Genomic DNA, 22,371 nt, shown 5'->3' on the forward strand with positions numbered 1-22,371 from the left:
TCAGTCCCGGTCGGTGAAGACGATTGCCAGGCCAAAGGCCTGGTCGGCCGGCACGATCAGTCGATGGGGCAGCTCGATCACACCCTGGATTCCTCCGCGCGCGAGCACTGCGCGCGCAGCGTCGAGGTCGTGGGTGCGCAAGGTGAGCGCCGCGTAGCGGTCACCCGTGGTGCCGGCGGGCGCCGCCTGTCCGTGCAGCTGGACGCCCAGCTGCTCCGGTGTCAGGAACAGCACCGCCGAACGCCCGGTGGCCAGACGCAGGCCGCCCGGCACCTGACTCACCCCCTGGTCGCCGAAGGCCTTGATGAACGGGCGCGCGCTGGCCACGGGGTCGACGGCCGATATCACGAACTCTCGAATGCCCGTGACGCCATTCGGGTGCGTGCGCCAGGCGTCCTGCCAGACGTTCTCGGGCGTCTCGTGCTGGCAGAAGAACACCACGCCGCCCGGGCTGGTGTCGGCGGGCAGGTGCAGGACCTGGAAGCGGGCATCCGCAACCCGGCCGTCCGGCAAAGTGACCGGCCGCGAGAAAGACAGCGGCTCGTCGACCGGCACGCCGCGCGCCTTCAGCTGCTGCGCGAGGTCGTGCACGTTGGCCGGCTTGAAGACCAGGCCGATCAGGCCTTGCGGGTATTGCCACATGGGCTTGTCGGCCTGGGCCGAGGCGAGCGCCGGCTCGTAGCCGAGGAGTTCGAGGTAGTCGTCGCCGAAGATGGCCAGGTGGTTGCTGGTCCCCAGCGTGTGATGACCTCGCTCCAGCAGCGAGAAGCCGAGCTCGCGATAGCGCGCCGAGGCACTGTCGAGTTGGTCTTTCACGCCGATGACGACGTGGTCGATCTGAAGAAGGGGCAAGTCGCTCAAGGGGTTCTCCTGTTGAATGTCAAAGGCGCTGGCCGCCGCTCGCATCGATGCGCTGGGCAGTCACCCAGCGCGCGGCGTCGGAGGCCAGGAAAGCCACGAGGTCGGCAATGTCGTCGGGCTGCCCGACGCGGCGCAGCGCCGTGGTGGCCGCGATGGCCTGTGCCGTGACCGGGTTGCTTGCGGCGGGGTTCATGTCGGTGGCGGTCGCGCCCGGCAGCACGGCGTTGACCGTGATCCCGCGCGGCCCGAGCTGCTCCGCGAGCAGCAGCGTCAGCGCCTCGAGCGCCGCCTTGCTCGGCGCATAGGCGGCCATCAGCGGATAGGCGGCGCGGGTTCCCATCGACGACACGTTGATGATCCGCCCCCCGTCTCGCAGCCTCTGCAACGCGCGCTGGATGATGAAGAACGGCGCCTTGAAATTCACCTGCAGGATGCGGTCGAGGTCGGCCGGCGAGGTGTCCTCGATGGCAGCGCGCACGCCCACGCCGGCGTTGTTGACGAGGATGTCGAGCCGATGGTGGCCCAAGCGCGCCTGCAACGCCGGATCGAGCGCAGCGAACAGCTGTTCCGGTCCGCTCGCGGCCTGCAGGTCGGCGGCAATCGCCACGCCCCGGCCGCGCAACGCCTCGATCTGCCCGACCACCGCCTCGGCTGCCTCGGCCGCCTGGTTGTAGTGCACGGCCACGAAGGCACCGCGCTGCGCGAGCTTCAAGGCGATCGCGCGCCCGATGCCACGGCTGGCGCCGGTCACCAAGGCCACCTTGCCTGCCAGGTCTTGCGGCGAGCCGTGCGTGTCGCTGCGCGGATCGATGTCGCTCATCGCGACCACTCCTGCGCGGCTTCGAGCGCGCGGGCTTCGCGCAGCAAGGCGGCACGATCGATCTTGTTCGTGCCCGCCCAGGGCAGCTCGCTTCGAAACGAGATGCGGCGCGGATGCTGGTAGGCCGGGCCGCGTTCGATGGTGAACGCCTTGAGCTCGTCGACCGTCGCCGTCGAAGCCGCCGCGAGGACGATGAAGGCCACCGGAACCGCGCTGCGCTCTTCATCCGGCAGCGGCACCACGGCCGCATGCTGCACCTGGGGGTGCTGCTCCAGCAGCTTCTCGATCTCGCCGGGGTAGATGTTCTCCCCGGAACAGACGAACATGTCGTCGGCACGGCCCACGAAGTAGTAGAAGCCCTGCGCATCGCGCCGCATCACGTCGCCGCTGATGTACCAGCCGTCCTGGAACACCTCGGCACTCTTGGCCGGCAGGTTGAGGTAGCCGGTCGACACGGCCGGGTTGCGCATCCACAGCACACCCTCGTCGTCGCTCGGACCACCCGCCAGCCTGACCTCGCAGCCGGGGATCGGGAAGCCGAGCGCCAGCGGCGGAATCGGCCGGCCGTCGGCAGGCGGCGCGAAGACCGCCGGGCCGGCCTCGGTCGTGCCATAGCCATTGCCCACCTGCGCACTCGGAATCGCCCGGCCGATGCGCTCGATCAGCGAATAGGTCATGGGCGCGGACCCGAGGCCGATGCGCTTGAGCTTTCCGAGGTCCAGGTCGGGCCGCTGCGCGAGCACCTTCACGACACGCGCGAACATCGTCGGCACCGCCATCACGCTGGTGACCTCCCACTGCGCCAGCGCCTCGGTGTAGGCCGTGGCGTCGAACGACGGCAGCAACACCAGCGAGGCACCGTTGAGGAAGACTCCCTTGGTGACCATCAGTCCGTTCATGTGGAACAGCGGCTGCGCCACGACCTGGCGCTCGTTCTCGGCGCCCGGCACCAGGCCGCGCGCCTGCAGGGCCCAGAGCTGGCCGGCATGGCTCAGCGGCACGCCCTTGGGCCGCCCGGTCGAGCCCGAGGTATAGAGAACCTGCGCGAGCTCGCCCGGACCCGGCAGCACGCTGTCGAACTCGGTCGGCTGCACCTGGGCGTCGAAGCCCGAAGGGCCCTCGTCGTCGAAGTCGATCTGCTCGATGGGTGCGGCGAAGCTGCCGCGCCGCGGACCGTCGACGAAGGCGATGCGGATCTCGGAATCGGCGGCGATGTAGTCGATCGTGTCGCGCGGGAGCTTGGTGTTGACCGGCACCGCCACCAGGCCGGCTCGCATGATGCCGAAGTAGGCGGCGATGTACTCGGCCCGGTTGAGCGAGGCGATCGCCACCCGCGCGCCGCGCGGCAGGCCGCGCGACACGAGGAGCCGCGCCACGCCGCCTGCCAGGCGGTCGATGTCGCGATGGCTGTGGATGCGGGCATTGCCGGCTTGCCGAAGGTCGATGACCGCGATGCGGTCCAGGTCGCGGGTGCGATCGATCAGGTCACCCAAATTTGTAGGCTGTGGCATGGACTGAAGGGGTTGGCTGAAAAGGAATGACGTTCGCCGGAACAGGCGGCGCCGCCAGCGGCGGCAGATCGAAGTGACAGGCCAGGTGGCGGCCATCGGACAGCTCGCGCAACCCGGGCGTCTCGCTGGCGCAGCGGGCCGTCGCATGCGCGCAGCGCGTGCGAAAGGCGCAGCCCGAAGGCGGCGCCAGTGGATTGGGCAGTTCGCCGCGCAGCAGCGCCTCGGGGCGCGCCTGGCGGAGCCGGGGGTCGGCCACCGGCGAAGCCGCCAGCAGCAGCCGCGTGTACGGGTGCGAAGGCCGCTCCCAGATGGCTTCCGTGGGGCCGCTCTCGACGACCTGGCCCAGATACATGACCAGCAGCCGGTCGCAGACGTGACGCACCACCGCCAGGTCGTGCGAGATGAACAGATAGGACACACCCAGCTCGCCCTGCAGGTCCTGCAGCAGGTTGATGATCTGCGCGCGTACCGAGACGTCGAGCGCAGACACGGGCTCGTCGCAGATCAGCAACTTGGGCTGCAGCGCCAGGGCGCGCGCGATGCCGATGCGCTGCCGCTGCCCTCCGGAGAACTCGTGCGGGAAGCGCGCGGCGGCACCGGGCGGCAGGCCGACCTTCGCGAGCAGCTGCTGCACGCGGGCATCGATCTCGCGCCGGGGACGACCCGCCACCGACATCGGCTGGCCGATGATCTTGCCGACACGGTGCCGCGGGTTCAGGGAACCATGCGGATCCTGGAACACCATCTGCATCAGCGACCGCAGGGGCCGCATCCGCCGCGTGGGCAGCCGCGTCACGTCGTGGCCGTCGAGCCAGACCTGCCCCGAGGCCGTCGGCGTCAGTCGCATGATGGCCTTGCCCAGCGTCGACTTGCCGCAGCCGGACTCGCCCACCAGTCCCACCGTCTCCCCGGCCGCGATGTCCAGACTGACGCCGCGAACCGCCTGCACGACGCCGCCCGGCGTTGGATAGCTGACGCGCAGCTCGCGCACCGACAACAAGCTCATGCAGGACTCCATTCGATTTCTTCGGCCGCATCGACCGCAAAACAGGCGGCCTGCTGACCTGCCCCGACCTGCACCAGCGACGGACGTTCGTTCAGGCAGCGATCGAAGGCGCGCGGACAGCGGTCGGCGAAGGCGCAGCCGGTCGGCAATGCCGACAGGTCCGCCACCATGCCGGGGATGTCCGCCAGCCGGCTGCCGCGCGGGCGCAGCGGCGAAGGCGTAGCGGCCAGCAGGCCGCGCGTGTACGGATGCTGCGGTGCGTCGAACAGCAGCTGCACCGGCGCCTCTTCCACCTTGCGTCCGGCATACATGACCAGCACGCGGTCGGCCACTTCGGCCACCACGCCCAGGTCATGCGTGATGATCACCAGGCCCATGCCCGATTCCCGCTGGATCTGCGCCAGGAGCGCCAGGATCTGCGCCTGGATCGTCACGTCCAGTGCGGTGGTCGGTTCGTCGGCGATCAGCAGCCGGGGCTGGCAGGCGATGGCCATGGCGATCATCACGCGCTGGCACATGCCGCCCGACAAGCGATGCGGATACTCGTGCAGGCGGGCCTGTGCGTTCGGGATGCTGACCTGCTCCAGCAGCCGCTGCGCCCGCTGCCAGGCGGCTGCATTGCCGATCCGCTCATGCGCCTGCAGCATCTCGACCAGCTGTGCGCCCACGGTGCGTACCGGGTTGAGCGAGCTCATCGGGTCCTGGAAGATCATCGCGACATCGCGTCCGCGCACGTCCTGCAGCTCGCGTTCGGACAAGCGCGCCAGGTCGCGTCCAAGCAGGCGGATGGCGCCGCCGGCCATCTGCACCTGCGGCTGCGGCAGCAGGCCCAGCACCGACAGCGCGGTCAGCGATTTGCCGCATCCCGACTCCCCGACGATGGCCAGCGTCTCGCCCGCCGACACCGAGAACGACATCCGGTCGATGGCTTTCGCACGGCCCGAGCGCGTGTGGAGAACGACGTCGAGATCTTCGACCTCGAGCAAGGCGGAACCAGCCATCAGCGGTGTCCCAGCTTGGGGTTGAGGGCGTCGTTCAAGCCGTCGCCGACGAGGTTGAGCGCCAGCACCGTCAGCATGATGGCCGCGCCCGGGATCGCGCAGATGAACCACGATGTGCGGATCAGCGTGCGGCCGTCGCCGATCATGCGGCCCCAGCTGGCGATGTTGGGGTCGCCCAGGCCGAGGAAGGACAGCGCCGACTCGAACAGGATGGCGCTGGCCACGGTGAGCGACGACAGCACGATGATCGGCGGCAGCGCATTCGGGAGGATCTCGCCCAGCACGATCCGCAGGTCGCTCATCCCGCTGGCGCGGCAGGCATTGACGAAGTCGCGCTCGCGAAGCGACAGGAACTCCGCCCGCGTCAATCGCGCGATGCCGTTCCACGAGACGAAGCCGATGGCCAGCGTGATGTGGGTCAGCGTCGGGCCGAGGATCGCCACGATGCAGAGCAGGAAGATGAGGTTGGGAATGGTCTGGAAAAGCTCGGCCACCCGCATCACGATTTCATCGATCCAGCCGCCGCAGTAGCCGGCCAGTGCGCCGACGGTCACGCCGATCAGGGTCGCGGTCAGCGCCGCGAAGGCGCCGATCAGCAAGGAGGCACGGGCGCCGTGCACGATCATGGCGGCGATGTCGCGCCCCATGGCATCGGAGCCCAGCAGGTGCTGCGATTCCTGCAGCGGCCACAGCTCGGGCGCGGCGACGATGCGCATCGGGTCTCGAGGAAAGAAACCGTCGGCGAGCGCGGCGCCCGCGATGACGAGCAACAGCAGCAGCGCACCGGCCAAGGCACCGCGGTGTCCGGCAAAGCGGCCCAGCAGGCCTTGCCTGCGTGCAACAGGGGAATTCAGGACAGAGGTCATCACAGCCGCACGCGCGGATCGAGCTTGAGATAGGCCAGGTCGACGGCCAGGTTGCAGACGGCCACCACCAGTGCGCTGAGCACCATCACGCCCAGCACGACCGGGTAGTTGCGGCTCATCACGCTGTCGAACAGCAGGCTGCCGATGCCGGGCCAGCTGAACACGGCCTCGATCACGACGCTGCCGCCGAGCGCCGTGCCCAGCTGCAGGCCGACCAGCGTCACCACCGGGAGCAGGGCATTGCGCAGCACGTGCGCCAGCACCACCCGGGCGCCCGACAGTCCCTTGGCCCGGGCGGCGCGCACGAAGTCCATGCGCGCCACTTCGAGCATCGAGGCGCGCATGACCCGCGCGTAGATGGCGGCGTAGAAGAGGCCCAGCGTGAGCGCCGGCAGCGCCAGGTGCCTGAGCAGGTCGACGACTTGAATCCAGACCCCGCCGTCCAGCCCGATCGTCTGCATGCCGCCCACCGGCAGCCAGCCGAGCTTCACCGAGAACAGCACCACCAGCATGATGCCGAGCCAGAAGCTGGGCGCAGCGAAGAAGAACACGGCCAGCGCACTGACCAGGCTGTCCCAACCGGAGCCGACCTTGACCGCGGCGACCACACCCGCCGCGCTGCCCACCAGCACCGCGATGCTGATGGCCGACAGCATCAGCAGCAGCGTGGCGGGGAGTTGCGCCATGATGATGTCCAGCACGGGCGCGTTCTGGCGATAGGAGAAGCCGAGGTCCAGGTGCACGACCGAAACGAGGTAGCGCCACAACTGGACGAGGGGCGGCTGGTCCATGCCGTAGGTGCTGCGAAGCCGCTCGACAATGGCCGGATCGGACACCTGCTGCTCGGCCGTCATGACATCGAGGAAGCTCCCGGGCGCGGCCTGGATGAGGGCGAAGTTCAATACGATCACCCCGAGCAGCAAGGGGATCAGCTGCAGCAGGCGCCGCAAAAGCATGCGAAACATGGTCAACCTCAAGGGTCGCGCCGATCGGCCGGGCCGATCAGCGTGCGAGCCAGACCTCTCCCCAGCCTTCACCCATGAAGTTCGCCGATTTCGAATGGTCGCGCACGGTCTTGCGGGCCACCGTATAGGGCTCGATCTCCACCAGCGGCAGGATCGGCGCCTCGGTGCTCACGATGCGGGCGAAGTCGTGCGCGATGGCCTTGCGTTTGCCTTCGTCGGTCTCGGTCGACAAGCGCGCCACCAGCTTGTCGACTTCCGGCCGCGAGAAGCCGGTGGCGTTGCGGAAGGCCGCGCCCTTGACGATGCCGTCGGTGGTGTAGAACTGGGTGAGCGAAGGCACGGGCTCCGCGGCGCCGGCATTGTTGGACAGCGCGATGTCGTAGTCGTAGTCGCCGTAGATGCGCTTGAGCGAGGTCGGCCGGTCGAGCACGTTGAGGTTGACCTTGACCTTCACGTCCTCCAGCGCCTGCTTGACGTACTGGCCCAGCTTGACGTTCTCCTCGAACCAGCCCGCCGCCACCAGGTTGACCGTGAAGCGCGATCCGTCCTTGACCGGGAAGCCCGCCGCGTCCAGAGCCTTGCCTGCCTTCACCACGTCGAACGGGTACTGCGGCAGGTCGGGGTTGTAGAAGAGCGTGTTGATGCTGGAGAACGGGCCGTTCCCCGGCCGCGCCTGCTTGTAGTAGATGGTGTTGGCGATGAACTTGCTGTCGATCGCCTGCAGCAGGGCCTGGCGAACCTCCCGCTTGTTGACGATCTCCCGCCGCTGGTTGAACTCGATCGTGGCGACCCAGGCCGAGTTCTGGTAGCCCCGCTTGTCGACCGCGAACTTGCCGCCGCTGGTCAGGCGCGCCAGATCGGGCACCGGGACCGGGTTGAAGGTGGCGATGTCGAGCTCCCCCGCCTCCAGGGCGGCTGCGCGCGACGCCGGGTCGCGCCACCAGCGGATGATCAGCTTGTCGAGGTAAGGCTGCGCCGGGTTCCAGTACTGTTCGTTGCGCACCAGCTCGACGTGGCTGCCACGCACCCAGGTCTTGTACTTGAACGGGCCGGTGCCCACGGGGGTGTTGTTGATCGGGTTGGTGATGATATCCTTGCCCGCGTAGAGGTGCTTGGGCAGCACCAGGTCGGTCGCCAGGATGCTCTTGAAGGTGAACTCGGGAATCGGCGCATCGAGCCTGAAGACCACGGTCAGCGCGTCAGGGGTCTCGACCGTCTTCAGCGACCTGAGTGACACGCCATCGGAGATCGGCTTCCAGTATTCGAGAGCGTTGTAGGCCACGTCGGCCGAAGTGAAGTCCTTGCCATCGTGCCACTTGACGCCCTTGCGGAGCTTCACCGTGTAGCTCTTGAAATCGGGCGCGGCAGCAACGCTCTCCGCCAGCAAGGGCGTGAACTTGAAATCGCCCTCGAGCCTCAACAGCCGCTCGAGCACCTTGGTCGATGTGAAAAGAGGGCTCGAGCCTCCGCCGGCGGGCACGAACAGCGCCTGCGGCTCGAAGCCACCCCAGGTGGCAGTCAGCGTCCCGCCCTTGACGGGGGTGTCCCCTGCCTGCGGGGCTGCCTGGACCGCGAAGGCGAAGGTCAAGGCGAGTGTGGTGATCGAGAGTGCGGAGCGCAGCGGCATTGAATCGGGTTGTCGTTTTGTGGTGCGGGAAAGATGACGCGAGTCATCGAAGCGAGACCGCAACCTTAGGACTTCCCTCGCGCTTCCCCAACGAAGAAGAAGCGTCTTGCTTATTCGGTTTGCGACTCAAAGATTGGCCACCCGACCGCAGGCAGGGGCTCTGCTCAGAAGGCTTCCTTGAACGGGCGCAGATCGATCTCCTGCGTCCAGGCGCTGCGGTGCTGCATATGCAGTTGCCAGTAGCTCTCGGCGATCGCGTCCAGGTTCAGGAGCCCGTCTTCGCCAGCCTGGGCCACTCGCTGCGGCGCATTGCTGCGCAGGCGCTCGCCATCGATGCCGCCGTCGATCACCACGTGGGCGACATGAATGCCCTGCGGTCCGAACTCGCGCGCCAGACTCTGGCTGAGCGAGCGCAGCCCCGCCTTGGCGGCCGCGAACGCAGCGAAGGGCGGCTTGCCGCGCAAGGCCGCCGTGGCTCCGGTGAAAAGCAGGCTGCCACGGCCGCCGGGCGCCCGTGCGTCCTGGTCATTCGCCAGCAGCAGCTGCAGCGCTTCGCGCCCGAAGATGAAGCCGCCCAGGGTACTCGTGCGCCACGCCTGCGTGAACTGCTCGACCGTGAGCTCGAGCGTCGGCGCGCGCACCGCGCTGGCGGCATTGAAGACCGCAATCGACAGGGCGCCGAGTGCCTTCACGCGCTGCGCGATGCCGTGGATCTCCGCTTCGCTCGCCACGTCGCCGGCGAATGCATGGGCCCGGCCGCCGGCCGACTCGATCTCGGCAGCCACCGCCTGCAGCTGCTGCGCCGTGCGCCCGGTCAGCGCCACGCTGTAGCCACCGCTGGCGAACCGGCGCGCCAGCGCCGCGCCGAGCCCGGCGCTGGCGCCGACGCCGGCGATCCATGCCACCGGCGCACGGCCCTCGGGAAGTTCTTGGCTCATGTTCTGGTCCTCTCGAATCGGATGGCGCGCCGGCCCGGATGCCTCATGAAAGTCCGGATGCCAGCCGCAGCATGATGGCCCACTCAGAGGATCTGCGCGACCTCGTCGAAGGGCAGCCGGGGCCCGCGCGGGAAGGTGCCGGAGGGGTCGGCAACGCCCAGGTTGACGAGGAAATTGGTGCGCCAGCGCCCGTCCGGGAAGAAGCTCTTGTCGACGAGCTCGGCGTTGAAGCCGGATTGCGGGCCGGCATCCAGTCCCAGCGCCCGGGCCGCCAGGACCAGGTACGCACCCTGCAGGCTGCCGTTGCGAAAAGCCGTCGCCTGGGCCGCGTCGGCGTTGCCTTCGAAGATCGGCTTGGCGTCATAGGCCGGGAACTGCTGCGGCAGATGCTCGTAGAAGCGCGTGTCGTGGGCGACGATCACTGTCACCGCCGCGGCAAGCGTCTGCGCGGTGTTGCCCGCCGAGAGCGCAGGCCGCAGGCGTTCTTTCGCCTCGGCGCTGCGCACGAACACGAATCGTGCGGGCTGCGCATTGAAGGCCGTCGGGCCCCACTTCACGAGGTCGTAGAGCGCGCGCAGGGTCTGGTCGGTCACGGGCACCGGCTTGAAGGCATGCACCGTACGGGCATTGCGAAACAGCTGATCGAGTGCGGCGTCCGGAACGGCTTGGAGAGTGGTCATCGCAGGGTGGGTGGGTGGTTCAGGAAAAGTCGACCGTCAGATGGCCCATCGCAGCCCCTGCGTCAAGGCGTCCTCCAGCCGGGTGTCGTTCGCCGCCGTTTCGGCGCCGAGGGCCGGCCGGCCATACGCCAGCGCGGCGGCCCGGAGGCGCCGCATCATCCGGATCGGCACATGGCCATGCGGCGCTCGCCGCGCCACCTCGTGCGGCGACGCAGGCGCGATCTTCCAGGCCGAGACGGTTTGCGCGATCACCCGGCGCGAGTGCTCGGCGGGCGACAGTTCGATCTTGAGTGTCATCAGCGGATCCTCGGGTTCATGCAATGCCGGCGAGCGCGGCTTCGAGCACGTTGATCTTCTTCGGAATGAGCTTCAGCTCGAAAAAGGTGTCGGCGATCCGCTGCTGCTCGCCGAGGATCGCCTTGGTGATCGGCCCGGTGCCGAAGTTCGAGCGGCCGATGGACACGTCGACCACCGGCTTCGGGATGCCCCAGAGCGCCGCCAGCTCGGTGGCCAGCTCGCCCTTGTTCGCCGCGCCCCACTGATCGATGGCATTGATCTCCTCGACCAGGATCTTCGTCACGTCGGTGTTCTTGCCCGCGTAGTCGAGCGACGAGAAGTAGTAGGCGCGATTGCCCACGACGCCGGTGGCGTCTGCCAGCAGGCGGGCATCCAGGCTGGTCTGGGCGGCGGCCAGGAAGGGGTCCCAGATCACCCAGGCGTCGATCGAGCCCTTCTCGAACGCGGCGCGTGCATCGGCCGGCGGCAGGTAGACCAGGTTCAGGTCGCTGTACGGCAGTCCGTGCTTCTCGAACAGCTTGACGATGAAGTAGTGGACGTTGCTGCCCTTGTTGAGCGCGATCTTCTTGCCCTTGAGGTCCTTGACCGACTGGATCGTCGACGCCTTCGGCACGATCACCGCCTCGGCCTGCGGCCGCGGCACCGTCGCCGCCACGTAGGCCAGCGGCGCCCCGGCGGCCTGCGCGAAGATCGGCGGCGCCTCGCCGACGTCGCCGAAATCGATCGAGCCGACGTTCAGCGCTTCGAGCTGCACCGGACCGGCCGTGAACTCCGTCCACTTGACCGATACGCCGAGCGGCGCCAGCCGCTTCTCGAGCGTGCCGCGCCCCTTGAGCACACTGAGGTAGCCCTTCTGGTTGCCGATGCGAAGCTGGCGCCCCGGCGTCTGGCCGAAGGCGGTGATGGCTGGCAACGCGATGGCGGCGGCGGCGCCCTGGAGCAGCCGACGGCGGGGCAGTGCGATCTCGGTCATGGATGGAGCATGGAAGTGACGGACTGATTCTGCGGATGCACGACCTGCCTGCAAACGAAGCAAATCGAGTTTGCAGATTCGGTTTGCGTTGCATGCGCATCGGATCCATCAGATCCCTGGGAGCAGCGCGCTTGCGCGGACCAGATCCGGATAGTCGAAGCCTTCGGTGAACCGCCCATAGATCGGTCGCAGCACGGCCTCGGCCTCGTCGGCCCGGCCTTGCGCCCGACAGAGTCGCGCCAGTGCGGTTGCCGCACGCAGCGCATACAGAAATGCTCCCTGTTGCCCAGCGACCTTGCTCGCTCGCCGATACGCAGTCTCGGCGCCCGCCAAGTCGCCATCGAGTTCTGCCAAGCGTCCGCGCAGCGAGAGGAACGGGGCGGCCTGGAACCACTCGACGGTTTCCTGCAAGGCCTTCTCGCCGGCCAACAGGAACTCGGTGGCCTCCTCCCTTCGTCCGGCGTCGAGCAGGACTTCAGCTGCACGCGCAGTGGAGACGATGCTGGCGAATCTGCCGCCGAACGTTGTCCATCCCGAATAGCCTTCGCGAAGCAGTCGGGTGCCCTCGTCGAACCGTCCCGTCGCGACCAGGGCAAGACCGAGCCCGGACTTCGCCGCGACACCGAATGCCTTCAGGCCGTGACGTTCCGCCAACTCGATCGCCTGCGTGAAGTGCGTGATTGCATCTTTCCATTCGCCCTTCAAGCCGGACATCACACCCGTCATGCGCAGCGCCCAGACTCGACTGTTCGAATGTTGTCGCTGCTCCGCCATGGCGAGTCCCTCGTGCACGCAAGCATGGGCCGATGACAGGAGGCCTCGGAACACCAGGCTCGAGGCGAGGTGCATCAGGATCGCGACCAGCGGATCGGCGCCGGCCAGCGCTTGCCACTCTTGGGGCCTCACCCTCTCCAGTTCGCGCCTGGCCTCGGTCAGGTCGCTGCTCGCCTGTTCCAACGCTCCGAGATACATCCTCGGAACGCCCATGAGCACGAGTCGAATGACGCGGCCCATCGGCTTCACCCGCATCAATTCAGCCGGCCCGTATCGCTCCAGCAACGCGATGGCCTCGCCGCATTGCCCGGCGGCGATCAGCCCCGTGGCGATCCCGCCGCAGGCATGAAGCTGCTCATCGGGCCGGTCCAGCGACGCCGCGAGATCACGGGCCCTCGTGTAGTTCTCCTTCGCGCAAGACGAGGTGAACCCTTCGGTCTGGAACACCGCGTTGCCGAGTTGGATGCGCAAGCCAAGCTCGACCTGGGCGCAGGGTTCGACAGCCTGCACGCTGCCCAGCAGTGCGACCGCCGCCTGGTAGTGCGTCACCGCCTCGCGCACGGCCGAGCGGGCCATCGCCTGATCGCCCGCCGCCTGCCAGTGGCGCAGCGCCGCCGCGGCGTTGCCGCCTTCCTGATGGTGGTAGGCCAGCAACTCGGCCTGCGCCGCCGGGGCAGCGCGGTCCGGCTTTTCGAGGGCCGCCGCGATCTGTCGATGCCACAGCACGCGCTGGCTCCTGAGCATGCAGTCGTAGGCCGTGTCGCGCACCAGCGCATGCTTGAAGCTGTACGTCGCATCGGGCGGCGTGCCGCGACGGAACACCAGTTCGGAGCGCACCAGCTCGGCCAGCGCAGCGGCGAGCCTGGGCGGCGGCATGGCGCCGAGCAGCTCGACCACCAGGCGGTGCCCGAACTCGCGGCCAATCACCGCGCCGACCTGCGCGACTTCCTTGGCCGCGGCGAGTCGGTCCAGGCGCGCCATCAGGGAGTCCTGCAAGGTGGCGGAAATCGCCAGCCGGGGCAGCGGGCCGCTCAGACGGTAGCCCGACGGCGTGTCTTCCAGCAAGCCCGACTGCACCACGGTCTTGGTCAACTCTTCGATGAACAGCGGTATGCCGTCCGTCTTGCCGATGATCTGGTCCAGCACCTCCGCCGGGAGCGCCTTGCCCGCCGTGACCCCACCCACCAGCGCCGCGCTCTGCTTGCGGGACAGCCGGTTCAGGCTGTGACGGGTCGCTTGGCTGGCGCCGCTCCATGAGGGGATGTACCCGGGTCTGCAAGTCACCACCAACAGCACGCGCGCGTCGCGAATCCGCTCGGCGACCTGCCCGATCAGCTCTTCGGTGGTCGGGTCGATCCAGTGCGCATCCTCGACCAGGAAGAGCACCGGCTGCTGCCTGGACAAGCGCAGCAGCAGGTCGATCAGCCCCTCGAGCGTGTGCGCCTTTTCCTCCTGCGGCGAGGCACCGCCAGGCGAGGAGCGGCCGCCATCGGGCAAGCCCACCAGCCGCAGCAAGCAACCGAGGGACGACGCTGGCAGCGCGCCGGCCATCAGTTCGAGCTTGCGCGCGCGGTCCTCGGGCGGATCTGCCGGCGCCATGCCCGCCGTGCGCTCCAGATGCTGCACCACCGGGTACAGCGCGCTGCTGCTGAAGTAAGGCGAGCACTGCAGCAACACCGTGGCCACCGATTCGCCGGCAAGCCGCTCGCGCAAGACCTGGCAGATGCGCGACTTGCCGATGCCGGCCTCTCCCGACAGCAGCACGACCTGGCCTTCGCCATCTCGCGCCAGTGCCCAGCGCTCGAGCAGCAGCGCGAGCTCGCTGTCGCGGCCGATGAACTCGACCAGGCCGTGCATGTGTTGCGCCTCGAAGCGCGTCGCGACCCGGTGCTCTCCGGCCACGCGCCAGGCCTTCACCGGCTCGGCGAAGCCCTTGAGGTCGAGAAGGCCCAGCGATTCCAGCACGAACGAATCGCCGACGAGCTTGCGCGTCTCGTCGGCGAGCACGATCTCGCCCGGTCGTGCCTGCGCCTGCAGGCGCGCCGCGAGATTGGGCGTCTCGCCGCTGGCCGAACGTTCGGCCGCCGCAGTGCCCTTGCCGATCGCGCCGACGACGACCCGTCCGGTCGCGATTCCGATGCGGGTCTGCAGCTCGATGTCGCCCCGCGCCCGCCTTGCGTCGAGCGCCTTGACGAGGCTCAATGCCGAGCGTACGGCGCGCGTCGCATCGTCCTCGTGCGCCTGCGGATAGCCGAAGTACACGAGCGCGCCGTCACCGAGGAGTTGCGCGACATGGCCCTCGCAGGGCGCGACCGCCATCGCCACTTCCTCGTGGTAGCCGCGAATGAGTTGTTGCAGGTCCTCGGGATCGAGCCGGGCCGACAGCGCCGTCGAACCGACCATGTCGCAGAACATCACGGTCAAGTGCCGGCGCTCGGCATCGCGAGGCGACGTTGATGCCGCGGCCATCGCTTCCACGGAGGCTGCCTGCGGCGATGGCCCGGCGCCGCTGCTCAGCGTGGCAATGGCGCGCAGCAGCCGCTTGCGATGACCGAGCGCGGCCACGCCGAGCGCCTTCAGATCATCGTCGCCCAGTTCTCCGAGCAGGTCGAACTCGACCCCCTGCTCGGCGAACGCCTGCGCGTATTCCCCGAGGCTCAGACCCTGCAGCCACTGCGCCACGTCGTCCATCGAGCCAGCTCCTGCGTATCCGTTCGATGACAGCGAACCAATGGATCGCCGCCTGGACATCATTCTTGCTGCGGACTGAGCGCGTCTTGTAAGCAGGCGCTGAGGTCCGGGCTGCGGGGCGGAACGGGTTCAGCCCTGTCGATGCCCGGGCAACTGCGGACCCATGGTGTCCGCAAAGGCGCCCATGCCGCACCAGGGCGACGAAGTGTCCAGGTATTAATCGCTTCGCCCGCCCGCGGACATCGATTGTTTCACGGTATTTTTGCTCGTTCATTTTTTCTCAATGAAAACAAGGACTTAAGGTCTTTATCTCGTGTCCCGAGGCAAAATGTTTCACGAAATTGAGCTGGATTCAAGACATTGGCTTGCAGGTTCATGGTTGTCGGACATAATTAGGTTATTAGGTAACCAATATGTCCACAAAGCCCTTTTCCATCGTCGAAATCCCATCCGTGCATTCCGGCAACGAAAGCTCGGAGGCTTCGGCGGATATCCAGCAGGCGGAACGGCCACTCGCCAGCGAAGGCTGGCCCGCCGTATGCACCTTGGCGGAGCTTGGACGAATCCTCACGCTGATTCACGGCGTTCGGGCACCTACAGATTCATCCCTCAAGAAGTGGAGCGCCGCCGGTGCCTTCCGAGACTGCCTGGCCAGCAAGGATGAAATCGAGGCCAGCGAAGTCCCTCCCTCCCTCACGCACGATGCGCTGCTTCGTCCCAAGCGAGGCGGACGGCCAGGATTGCGGCTGCGCACCGCAGCGGCCATCGGGCGCGTCTACGAACTCTGGCCCTTTCTGGCCGACTCCGATCCCAATGCGGTACTCGAACTGGCGATCGCCCGGACGGCCGATCGCTTCCGATCCGCCCTCGGGCCGATCGCCGCTTCCGCCGCGGCGGCCCCGGCACCCCTTGCCGCACAGCCGGCGGCGACGGATCCGGTACTCAAGGAGGTCCAGGAGCAGCTGGCCATCTTGACCCGGGAAATGACCGCGGTGCGGCGCGAGCTGGCGCAGTTCTCGGCGCTGCGCAACAACCTCATCACCAAGCTGGACGACGTGGTCGCCCGGGCCAAGGACGCTTTCGCAGGTCATGCCCAGGCAGCGGGCCCAGGCTTCGACCCGCTGGCGGAGGCGCGCCGAGACCGGGACATGGGGCTCATGAAATCCACGCTTGCCGAAATCCTGACGGCGTTGGAGCGGATCGAGGCAGGTCGCGGCTGACAGGGGCGCCTCAGGGGTAGTTTGAAACCACCCCCCTGCTCCTCGAACGAAGCGGACGAAAAAAAGGGGGTAGTTTGAAACTACCCCCTTCATCTCACCGCCATCACACGCGCCGGTATCGGCCCTGACGTGCGCCGCGACGCATGCGCCCCGCGGGCTGTTCAAGCCTCAAATCGAATCCACGAATCCCTGCATGGCCTGGACCAGCGCCTTCTGCTGATCCGTCGACAACTTGATCGACAAGCGGAAAGACGGCCGTCCGATGGCATCGAATCGAAGCGAGCCCACCTTCTGCCCTCCCACCTTCAGTGCGTGGCTGGCCTGAGCGGGAAGCGGCGCCGCCTCAGGCACGACCGACGGTGGAGACACCAGCCGGGCGAAAACACTCTTCGCCGGCACCACGCCCTTCTCTGCCGACAGCGCTTGCGCTCGCGCCATCAGCCCGGCCTCATCCTCCGCCAGCGCCTTGCCCAGGTCGGTCGCCCATGCAAGCTGGATCGACTGTGGCGTCGGAAACGCTGCGACCACGGATGCGGGCAGACGCGCCAGCGCGATGGCCTTGCCCAGATTGCTGATGTCCACGCCCAATGCGGCCGCCATCTGCCGGTTCGACGGATAAACGCCCTTCTCGAGCGCTCGCAGGTAGGTCATGCCTTGCTCCCAGGGCGACGGGTCCGCCCTGCCCCGGTTCTCGCGGTCCATCTCCTCGATCAACGCACGATCGTCCAGGTTCTCGACCACGGCCCAGACCGGCAAGCCGACCTGCCGGCAAGCCTCGTAGCGCCGATGCCCGAAGACCAGTTCGTAGCGCGGGCCATCGCCCGGGTTCGCGATCGCACGAACCTTGATCGGCTGCGAGTTCCGCCCTGCTTCCTGGATCTCGCGCTTGAAATCCTCGAAGAGCTTTCCCTCGAACGCTGAGGCATGCCGGTTCGCAAACTCGCTGCGCGCGATGTCCGCGGTGTCGATCAGGCGCGCCGGGAGCGCCCCATCCCAGCTGCGCAATTCGTCGCGAACCTCGCTCAGGCGCCCTTCGAGTTCGTCGACCTGCGAAGCCCTGGCCCGCAGTTCGTCGTTCTCGCGTAGCAGGTCGGAACGCTGGTCGTTGGCAAATGCCATCATTGCGCCCGGTGCCGTCTTCGGCTTCGCCAGCTCGGGGTTGGGCTGCGAACCGGGCAGGATCGACGCAAAGTCGATCTTGGAAGCTTTGTCTTTCAGTCCCATGTCAAACCGCCGTTTCCAGAACTTGCCGCTCCGCCACCTGACGTGCCCAGACCGCTTCGATCTGCTGCTCGATCAGTTCGCACATCCGGTCGTAGGCCACCCGCGCCCGTGAGAAGGTCTTGGAGTTGACCGACCCGCGCGGCAGATCGTAGACCGTGCCGAACTCGGCGCTAGCCGTCGCGGCCACCGCCGTCTTGGGAATCTCGATCGGCAGAACCTTGTCACCGTAGCCCTCGAGTACCCATTGCCGCACGACCGAGCTCGCGGTGTCCGATGCCTCCACGCGCGACAGCAAGACATCGATGAACTCGAAGCTCTTGTCCTTGCCCCGGCTGCGGACGAGCTGATTGCACAGATCGGAGAACAGATCCCAGAACTGGGCCGAACTCGCGAAATCCAGCGCCGAAGGCGGCAAGGGCATGATCACCCCGTCGGCCGCCATGAGCGCATTGATGGTCACATAGCTCAGCGAAGGGGGCGTGTCGATCACGATGACGTCGTACTCCTCGCGCGGCAGGTCCAGGCCACGGTCCAGCACACGCCAGAACTCGAAACCCGGGTCGCGCGCCTGGCGCGCCGGCAGATGGAACTCGGCGCCGTAGAGCAGGGGGGCAGCGCAAACCAGGTCGATATTGGGCCAGTAGGTGGGCCGAACCGCATACTTGAGGTTCTCCTGGTCACCTGTGAACAAGGACATGGCCGTGTGCTCGGTTTCCACTTCCGCGTCCGGCAGCACGCCAAACAGCGTCGTCGCCGAACCCTGGGGGTCGAGGTCGACCAGCAGCACGCGGTGGCCGCGCATCGACAGGCCCTGGGCCAAGGTGACGGCCGAAGTGGTCTTGGCGACGCCGCCCTTGAAGTTGGCCACCGTGATCGTGATGCCGGCCGCGCCTTCGGGCCGCAGATGTTCGGAGCGCAGCTCGCGCGCCCAGCTCTGGGCTTCGGCCATCGTCCATTCACGGCTGTTCCCGTGAATCTCTCCCGCCGGGAGATCGCCCCGGGTCAGCCTGTACGAGATCTTCGACTTGTCGACGCCGCACAAGTCCGCCAGTTGCACTGCCTTGAGACTGGGCGCAGACTTCACGGCCGTCGGTGCCAGCATCGCGGCCCGGATGCGGTCCATCATGCCGGCGATCTTGTGTGCTTGCTGCTCGATGTCCTCCAGGTTTTGACGTCGAATGGTTTGTTTGATGTCCACGGAATCTGCCTCGAAAGTTGCGGTGTCTTGCGATTATGCAGGGCACCCGCGAAAAAACGAAGAAACCGCGATCCTTGACGCGCACCAGGGGCCGTATCTGGTGTTTTGATCCTCTTTCAGAGCTCCCTGGGGAGATTAAGAAGAGAACTTCAATTAATTCAAGAGATTAAGCCGCCTTGATATGGTAATTTCTTCAATTAAATCAATGACTTAGAAGCGGCCAGGCGGTCCAAGTGTCCAGGCTTTAATCGCTTGCGTCCGGGTTTTGAGCGAAAGCGTCCGGCCTTCCATCGCCTTCTGTCCGGATCGAGATCGGTGAGCCAGTCTGCTTGTCCACAGCCCCGAAATCGCGCCAATCGCACCGGCTTGGCGCAAGTGTCCAGGTTTTAAGCGGCCCTCCGGGGCCGGTTTTAGGGCATTCGGAGCGGCCGAAGGGCCTGATGTCCGGGTTTTAATCGGCTGCTGAAGCCCTGCCCGAACTGTCGCGCGCAGCAAGCGTCCAGCTTTTAATCGGCCTTTGCGGGTGAGTCTGGAAGGCAAATGTCCAGGTTTTGATCGTGCCCGGACGCCGACAAGCGGGTGGGCTTGTGTCCAAACGGCGTTGGACATAACATCGAGCCCTCAATGAGCCATCCAATTGCGGGAAATCCGGGCGACAAACCCCTAATGAGCCACGCCGTCGACGACGTGCTGGAGCTCAGGAAGCCGCACGAGATGATCGTGATGATGCCGCGCTCGGCCCGCGTCACCCTGACCGGGCGCCGCATCTACAGCGCGCTGCTGCAGGTGGCGCAGACCCGGTTAGTCGCACTGCCCGGCATGCCGGCGGCCGACTTCATGTTCGAGGCGCCGCTGGCGGCCATCCTGCGCACCACCGGCTCCAGCGGCAGCGAGCGCACCGCGGCCAAGAAGTACCTGATCGAGATGCGCAGCCTGGAGGTCGACTGGGAGTCGACCGCGCCGGGAGACGGCGTCAAGTGGCGCGGCTTCTCGATGCTGTCCGAAGTCGCGCTGGAGCTGCGGCGCGGCGAGAACTGGGTCAGCTGGTCCTATCCGCCGACGATCATGACCGCCTTGAGGGACCCCCAGCGCTGGGCCCGCATCGACCTCGACGTGCTGGCCAAGCTGGGCTCGTACACGGCAGTGGCGCTCTACGAGATCTGTGCGCGCTACCGCGAGAACCCGAGCGGCGTCACCAGCCGCAAGCCGGTCACCTGGTGGGTCGATGCCCTGAGCAACGGACCCGGGCCCGAGCGGCGCGAATGGCGCAAGTTCAAGAACGAGCGCGTCAAGGATGCGGTCGCCGAGATCAACGCCGAGACCGATCTCGAGATCGACCTGATCGAGCACAAGCAGGGCAGGGTGATCACCGAAGTCCAGTTCGCGGTTCGCAAGAAGCGCCAGGCTGCTGCGCCCCGGCCGCTGGTGGGCGAACCGGTCGACGCCACCCTGGTCCTGCGCGCCGAGACGCTGGGCATCCGGGAGATCAAGCTGGAAGGCCTGCTGAAGGAGTTCGGCGACGAGCGCGTGCGGGCGCAGATCGAGGTGCTCGAGCGACGGGCGGCCAACAAGTCGCTGCGCACCATCGAGAACGCCTTTTCCTACCTTCGCTCGCTGTTGCGTAACGAGCCGGCGGGCGAATCCGCCGCCGACACCCGCCCCGCCATCCCCGCGCCCGCGGCGCCGAAGCCCGAGCCGCAGGCGGCCACGCCGGTGGCCAATGCCGAGGGCGCGAACTGGCTGCGCGAGCAGATCGAGGCGATGAAGAAGGAGGTCGCGGCGCTCGAGCCCGCGCAACTCAAGCGCTGGGTCGACCAGGCCCTGCAGGACCTGGCGCGCAAGGGCGCGCTCAATGCAGTCATCAGCCGCCGCGCAGCGCAGGGCGACGTGCTGCACGGGCTGCTGGGCTCGGCCGTCGTGTATGCCTACGCGGACGCTACCTACGGGCCCGACTGGAAAATCGACCGTCAATTGTTCGACGTCGAGGCGTGAGGGTGCCCCCACGCTCCCCCACTGCGTGTGGGGCCCGGCGTCGGCCTGGGCAGGGCGCTTATGCCCTGTGCATATAAGCACCTTTCGAATGCGTCGTTCCCTTCGGGATAAGGGTTAGCGACAATTGCGGACTTTGCCGCGCTGCCATTCCGGCCCCGCCTGTCCTGCGCAGGTGTTGCGCGACCGCTTCGTCCATGACTTCCTCTTCCCCGGCCGGGCAACAGCCCAGGCCACCGCTGATCCGGCTCCAGTCGGTTCAGAAATCCTTCACTCTCCCCAGCGGCGAAGTCTTCGACGCCGTTCGCTCGCTGTCGCTCGACATCCACGAGGGCGACGTGTTCGGCCTGATCGGCAAGAGCGGCGCCGGCAAGTCGACCCTGCTGCGCCTCATCAACCTGCTGGAGCGACCCGACGCCGGCAAGGTGCTGGTCGGCGGCCGCGACCTGACCACGCTGTCGCGCCGCGAACTGCGCGACACGCGGCAGAACATCGGCATGATCTTCCAGCAGTTCAACCTGATCCAGAACGCGACCGTGGGCGACAACGTCGCCTTCCCACTCAAGATCCACGGCCACCATTCGCGCGAGCAGATCCGGGCCCGCGTGCGTGAATGCCTCGACCTGGTCGGCCTGGCCGAGAAGATCGACAGCTATCCGGCGCAGCTCTCGGGCGGCCAGAAGCAGCGCGTGGCGATCGCCCGCGCGCTGGCGCCGCGGCCCCAGGTGCTGCTGTGCGACGAGCCCACCTCGGCGCTCGACAGCGAGACCACGCGCGCGCTGCTCGAGACGCTGCGCGACATCAACCAGAAGCTCGGCGTGACGATCGTCATCGTGACCCACGAGCTGTCGGTGGTCGAGGTGCTGTGCCGCCAGGTCGCGATCCTCGAGCAGGGCCGGCTGGTGGAGCAGTTCGAGGTCGACGCGCCGCCGACCGAGCGCGTCACCGCGCTGGGCCGCGAGATCGACGCGCTGGTGCGGCGCCGCGAGCGCGATGCCCGCGAGGCGCTCGAAGCCCGGCACGCCGCATCGACCCCCGAAAAGGAGCTGGCCCATGCCTGAGAACATCGTCGCCATCCTGCCCGAGCTCGGCATCGCCATCGGCCAGACCTTCATGATGCTGGCGATCGGCCTCTCGGCCGCGCTGCTGATCGGCGGCCCGCTCGGCGTGCTGCTGTTCCTGCTGGGCCCCGGCCAGTCGCTGGAGAACAAGCCGGCCTTCCTGGTCCTCAACTGGATCGTGAACACGGTGCGCTCCTTCCCCTTCATCATCCTGCTGGTGGCGCTGGTGCCCTTCACGCGGGTGATCGCGGGCACCTCGATCGGGCCGCTGGCGGCCGCGGTGCCGCTGTCGGTGGCGGCCATCCCGTACCTTGCGCGGCTGGTCGACCAGTGCCTGCGCGAAGTGCCGCGCGGCGTCATCGAGGCGGCCCACGCGATGGGCGCCTCGGAGCTGCAGATCATCTGGCGCGTGCTGATCGTCGAGGCCCGTTCGGGCCTGGTGCTGGCCTTCACCGTGCTCGCCGTGAGCTTCCTGTCGTACTCGGCGATCGCCGGCGTGGTGGGCGGCGGCGGCATCGGCGACCTGGCGATCCGCTACGGCTACTACCGCTTCCAGACCGACGTCATGGTGCTCACCGTGGCCCTCCTGGTGGTGCTGGTGCAGATCATCCAGTTCGTCGGCAACACGACCGCGCGGCGCCTCGACAAGCGCTAGCCGCACGCCGCAGA

The 22,371-nt window shown here is 67.4% G+C and carries 19 protein-coding genes; 4 read left to right on the plus strand and 15 right to left on the minus strand.

Annotated features, from left to right (window positions below; genetic code table 11):
- The 13 genes from QTI45_RS27880 to QTI45_RS27940 form a co-directional block, all read right to left on the minus strand.
- The gene (locus QTI45_RS27880) at nucleotides 1-861 is read right to left on the minus strand and encodes a VOC family protein (RefSeq protein WP_286656642.1); all 861 of its coding nucleotides are present in this window, start codon (nucleotides 859-861) and stop codon (nucleotides 1-3) included.
- Between the two features lie 19 nt (nucleotides 862-880).
- Nucleotides 881-1,681, minus strand: a complete 801-nt coding sequence (locus QTI45_RS27885) for an SDR family oxidoreductase (protein ID WP_286656643.1) — start codon at nucleotides 1,679-1,681, stop codon at nucleotides 881-883.
- Entirely contained in the window at nucleotides 1,678-3,174 is a 1,497-nt protein-coding gene (locus tag QTI45_RS27890) for a class I adenylate-forming enzyme family protein (RefSeq protein ID WP_286656644.1), read from the minus strand. The genes QTI45_RS27885 and QTI45_RS27890 overlap by 4 nt, the downstream gene beginning before the upstream one ends.
- Nucleotides 3,167-4,198, minus strand: coding sequence for an ABC transporter ATP-binding protein (locus QTI45_RS27895; RefSeq protein ID WP_286656645.1), 1,032 nt, complete (start codon nucleotides 4,196-4,198; stop codon nucleotides 3,167-3,169). Before QTI45_RS27895 ends, QTI45_RS27890 begins: the two co-directional genes overlap by 8 nt.
- Nucleotides 4,195-5,199, minus strand: coding sequence for an ABC transporter ATP-binding protein (locus tag QTI45_RS27900; RefSeq protein WP_286656646.1), 1,005 nt, complete (start codon nucleotides 5,197-5,199; stop codon nucleotides 4,195-4,197). The genes QTI45_RS27895 and QTI45_RS27900 overlap by 4 nt, the downstream gene beginning before the upstream one ends.
- Entirely contained in the window at nucleotides 5,199-6,065 is an 867-nt protein-coding gene (locus QTI45_RS27905; RefSeq protein ID WP_286656647.1) for an ABC transporter permease, read from the minus strand. Before QTI45_RS27905 ends, QTI45_RS27900 begins: the two co-directional genes overlap by 1 nt.
- Nucleotides 6,065-7,030, minus strand: coding sequence for an ABC transporter permease (locus QTI45_RS27910; protein ID WP_286656648.1), 966 nt, complete (start codon nucleotides 7,028-7,030; stop codon nucleotides 6,065-6,067). The genes QTI45_RS27905 and QTI45_RS27910 overlap by 1 nt, the downstream gene beginning before the upstream one ends.
- A 37-nt stretch (nucleotides 7,031-7,067) precedes the next feature.
- Nucleotides 7,068-8,657, minus strand: a complete 1,590-nt coding sequence (locus QTI45_RS27915) for an ABC transporter substrate-binding protein (RefSeq protein ID WP_286656649.1) — start codon at nucleotides 8,655-8,657, stop codon at nucleotides 7,068-7,070.
- Nucleotides 8,658-8,821: 164 nt separating this feature from the next.
- Nucleotides 8,822-9,595, minus strand: a complete 774-nt coding sequence (locus QTI45_RS27920; RefSeq protein ID WP_286656650.1) for an SDR family NAD(P)-dependent oxidoreductase — start codon at nucleotides 9,593-9,595, stop codon at nucleotides 8,822-8,824.
- 83 nt (nucleotides 9,596-9,678) lie between these two features.
- The gene (locus tag QTI45_RS27925; protein ID WP_286656651.1) at nucleotides 9,679-10,275 is read right to left on the minus strand and encodes a malonic semialdehyde reductase; all 597 of its coding nucleotides are present in this window, start codon (nucleotides 10,273-10,275) and stop codon (nucleotides 9,679-9,681) included.
- A gap of 36 nt (nucleotides 10,276-10,311) precedes the next feature.
- A complete protein-coding gene (locus tag QTI45_RS27930; protein WP_286656652.1) occupies nucleotides 10,312-10,572 on the minus strand; it encodes a hypothetical protein in 261 nt (86 codons plus the stop codon).
- A 16-nt stretch (nucleotides 10,573-10,588) separates the two neighbouring features.
- Nucleotides 10,589-11,545, minus strand: a complete 957-nt coding sequence (locus QTI45_RS27935; RefSeq protein ID WP_286656653.1) for a sulfonate ABC transporter substrate-binding protein — start codon at nucleotides 11,543-11,545, stop codon at nucleotides 10,589-10,591.
- A gap of 108 nt (nucleotides 11,546-11,653) precedes the next feature.
- On the minus strand, nucleotides 11,654-15,010 hold the full coding sequence (locus QTI45_RS27940) for an AAA family ATPase (RefSeq protein WP_286656654.1): 3,357 nt from the start codon (nucleotides 15,008-15,010) through the stop codon (nucleotides 11,654-11,656).
- Nucleotides 15,011-15,423: 413 nt separating this feature from the next.
- On the opposite strand from QTI45_RS27940, the gene QTI45_RS27945 reads away from it, so the two are divergent.
- Nucleotides 15,424-16,230: a hypothetical protein gene (locus tag QTI45_RS27945; RefSeq protein WP_286656655.1), complete on the plus strand. Its 807-nt coding sequence runs from the start codon at nucleotides 15,424-15,426 to the stop codon at nucleotides 16,228-16,230.
- A 168-nt stretch (nucleotides 16,231-16,398) separates the two neighbouring features.
- Here the strand turns inward: QTI45_RS27945 and QTI45_RS27950 are convergent, their stop codons facing one another.
- Together QTI45_RS27950 and QTI45_RS27955 are read right to left on the minus strand one after the other, a co-directional pair.
- A complete protein-coding gene (locus QTI45_RS27950) occupies nucleotides 16,399-17,454 on the minus strand; it encodes a ParB/RepB/Spo0J family partition protein (RefSeq protein ID WP_286656656.1) in 1,056 nt (351 codons plus the stop codon).
- 1 nt (nucleotide 17,455) lies between these two features.
- On the minus strand, nucleotides 17,456-18,580 hold the full coding sequence (locus tag QTI45_RS27955) for a ParA family protein (RefSeq protein WP_286656657.1): 1,125 nt from the start codon (nucleotides 18,578-18,580) through the stop codon (nucleotides 17,456-17,458).
- 738 nt (nucleotides 18,581-19,318) lie between these two features.
- On the opposite strand from QTI45_RS27955, the gene QTI45_RS27960 reads away from it, so the two are divergent.
- The 3 genes from QTI45_RS27960 (at nucleotide 19,319) to QTI45_RS27970 (ending at nucleotide 22,357) form a co-directional block, all read left to right on the plus strand.
- Nucleotides 19,319-20,644, plus strand: a complete 1,326-nt coding sequence (locus tag QTI45_RS27960; RefSeq protein ID WP_286656658.1) for a replication initiation protein — start codon at nucleotides 19,319-19,321, stop codon at nucleotides 20,642-20,644.
- Nucleotides 20,645-20,838: 194 nt separating this feature from the next.
- A complete protein-coding gene (locus tag QTI45_RS27965) occupies nucleotides 20,839-21,702 on the plus strand; it encodes a methionine ABC transporter ATP-binding protein (protein WP_286656659.1) in 864 nt (287 codons plus the stop codon).
- Nucleotides 21,695-22,357: a methionine ABC transporter permease gene (locus QTI45_RS27970; protein ID WP_286656660.1), complete on the plus strand. Its 663-nt coding sequence runs from the start codon at nucleotides 21,695-21,697 to the stop codon at nucleotides 22,355-22,357. The genes QTI45_RS27965 and QTI45_RS27970 overlap by 8 nt, the downstream gene beginning before the upstream one ends.
- Nucleotides 22,358-22,371: the final 14 nt, after the last annotated feature.

It is taken from the genome of Variovorax saccharolyticus (assembly GCF_030316765.1).
Lineage (GTDB): Bacteria > Pseudomonadota > Gammaproteobacteria > Burkholderiales > Burkholderiaceae_C > Variovorax > Variovorax saccharolyticus.

What these genes read in the sequence shown, in the direction of transcription:
- QTI45_RS27885 (WP_286656643.1), bottom strand. Translation starts at nt 1,681, where the DNA reads ATGAGCGACATCGATCCGCGCAGCGACACGCACGGCTCGCCGCAAGAC.
- QTI45_RS27895 (WP_286656645.1), bottom strand. Translation starts at nt 4,198, where the DNA reads ATGAGCTTGTTGTCGGTGCGCGAGCTGCGCGTCAGCTATCCAACGCCG.
- QTI45_RS27900 (WP_286656646.1), bottom strand. Translation starts at nt 5,199, where the DNA reads ATGGCTGGTTCCGCCTTGCTCGAGGTCGAAGATCTCGACGTCGTTCTC.
- QTI45_RS27905 (WP_286656647.1), bottom strand. Translation starts at nt 6,065, where the DNA reads ATGACCTCTGTCCTGAATTCCCCTGTTGCACGCAGGCAAGGCCTGCTG.
- QTI45_RS27910 (WP_286656648.1), bottom strand. Translation starts at nt 7,030, where the DNA reads ATGTTTCGCATGCTTTTGCGGCGCCTGCTGCAGCTGATCCCCTTGCTG.
- QTI45_RS27915 (WP_286656649.1), bottom strand. Translation starts at nt 8,657, where the DNA reads ATGCCGCTGCGCTCCGCACTCTCGATCACCACACTCGCCTTGACCTTC.
- QTI45_RS27920 (WP_286656650.1), bottom strand. Translation starts at nt 9,595, where the DNA reads ATGAGCCAAGAACTTCCCGAGGGCCGTGCGCCGGTGGCATGGATCGCC.
- QTI45_RS27925 (WP_286656651.1), bottom strand. Translation starts at nt 10,275, where the DNA reads ATGACCACTCTCCAAGCCGTTCCGGACGCCGCACTCGATCAGCTGTTT.
- QTI45_RS27930 (WP_286656652.1), bottom strand. Translation starts at nt 10,572, where the DNA reads ATGACACTCAAGATCGAACTGTCGCCCGCCGAGCACTCGCGCCGGGTG.
- QTI45_RS27935 (WP_286656653.1), bottom strand. Translation starts at nt 11,545, where the DNA reads ATGACCGAGATCGCACTGCCCCGCCGTCGGCTGCTCCAGGGCGCCGCC.
- QTI45_RS27940 (WP_286656654.1), bottom strand. Translation starts at nt 15,010, where the DNA reads ATGGACGACGTGGCGCAGTGGCTGCAGGGTCTGAGCCTCGGGGAATAC.
- QTI45_RS27945 (WP_286656655.1), top strand. Translation starts at nt 15,424, where the DNA reads ATGTCCACAAAGCCCTTTTCCATCGTCGAAATCCCATCCGTGCATTCC.
- QTI45_RS27950 (WP_286656656.1), bottom strand. Translation starts at nt 17,454, where the DNA reads ATGGGACTGAAAGACAAAGCTTCCAAGATCGACTTTGCGTCGATCCTG.
- QTI45_RS27955 (WP_286656657.1), bottom strand. Translation starts at nt 18,580, where the DNA reads ATGATGGACCGCATCCGGGCCGCGATGCTGGCACCGACGGCCGTGAAG.
- QTI45_RS27960 (WP_286656658.1), top strand. Translation starts at nt 19,319, where the DNA reads ATGAGCCACGCCGTCGACGACGTGCTGGAGCTCAGGAAGCCGCACGAG.
- QTI45_RS27965 (WP_286656659.1), top strand. Translation starts at nt 20,839, where the DNA reads ATGACTTCCTCTTCCCCGGCCGGGCAACAGCCCAGGCCACCGCTGATC.
- QTI45_RS27970 (WP_286656660.1), top strand. Translation starts at nt 21,695, where the DNA reads ATGCCTGAGAACATCGTCGCCATCCTGCCCGAGCTCGGCATCGCCATC.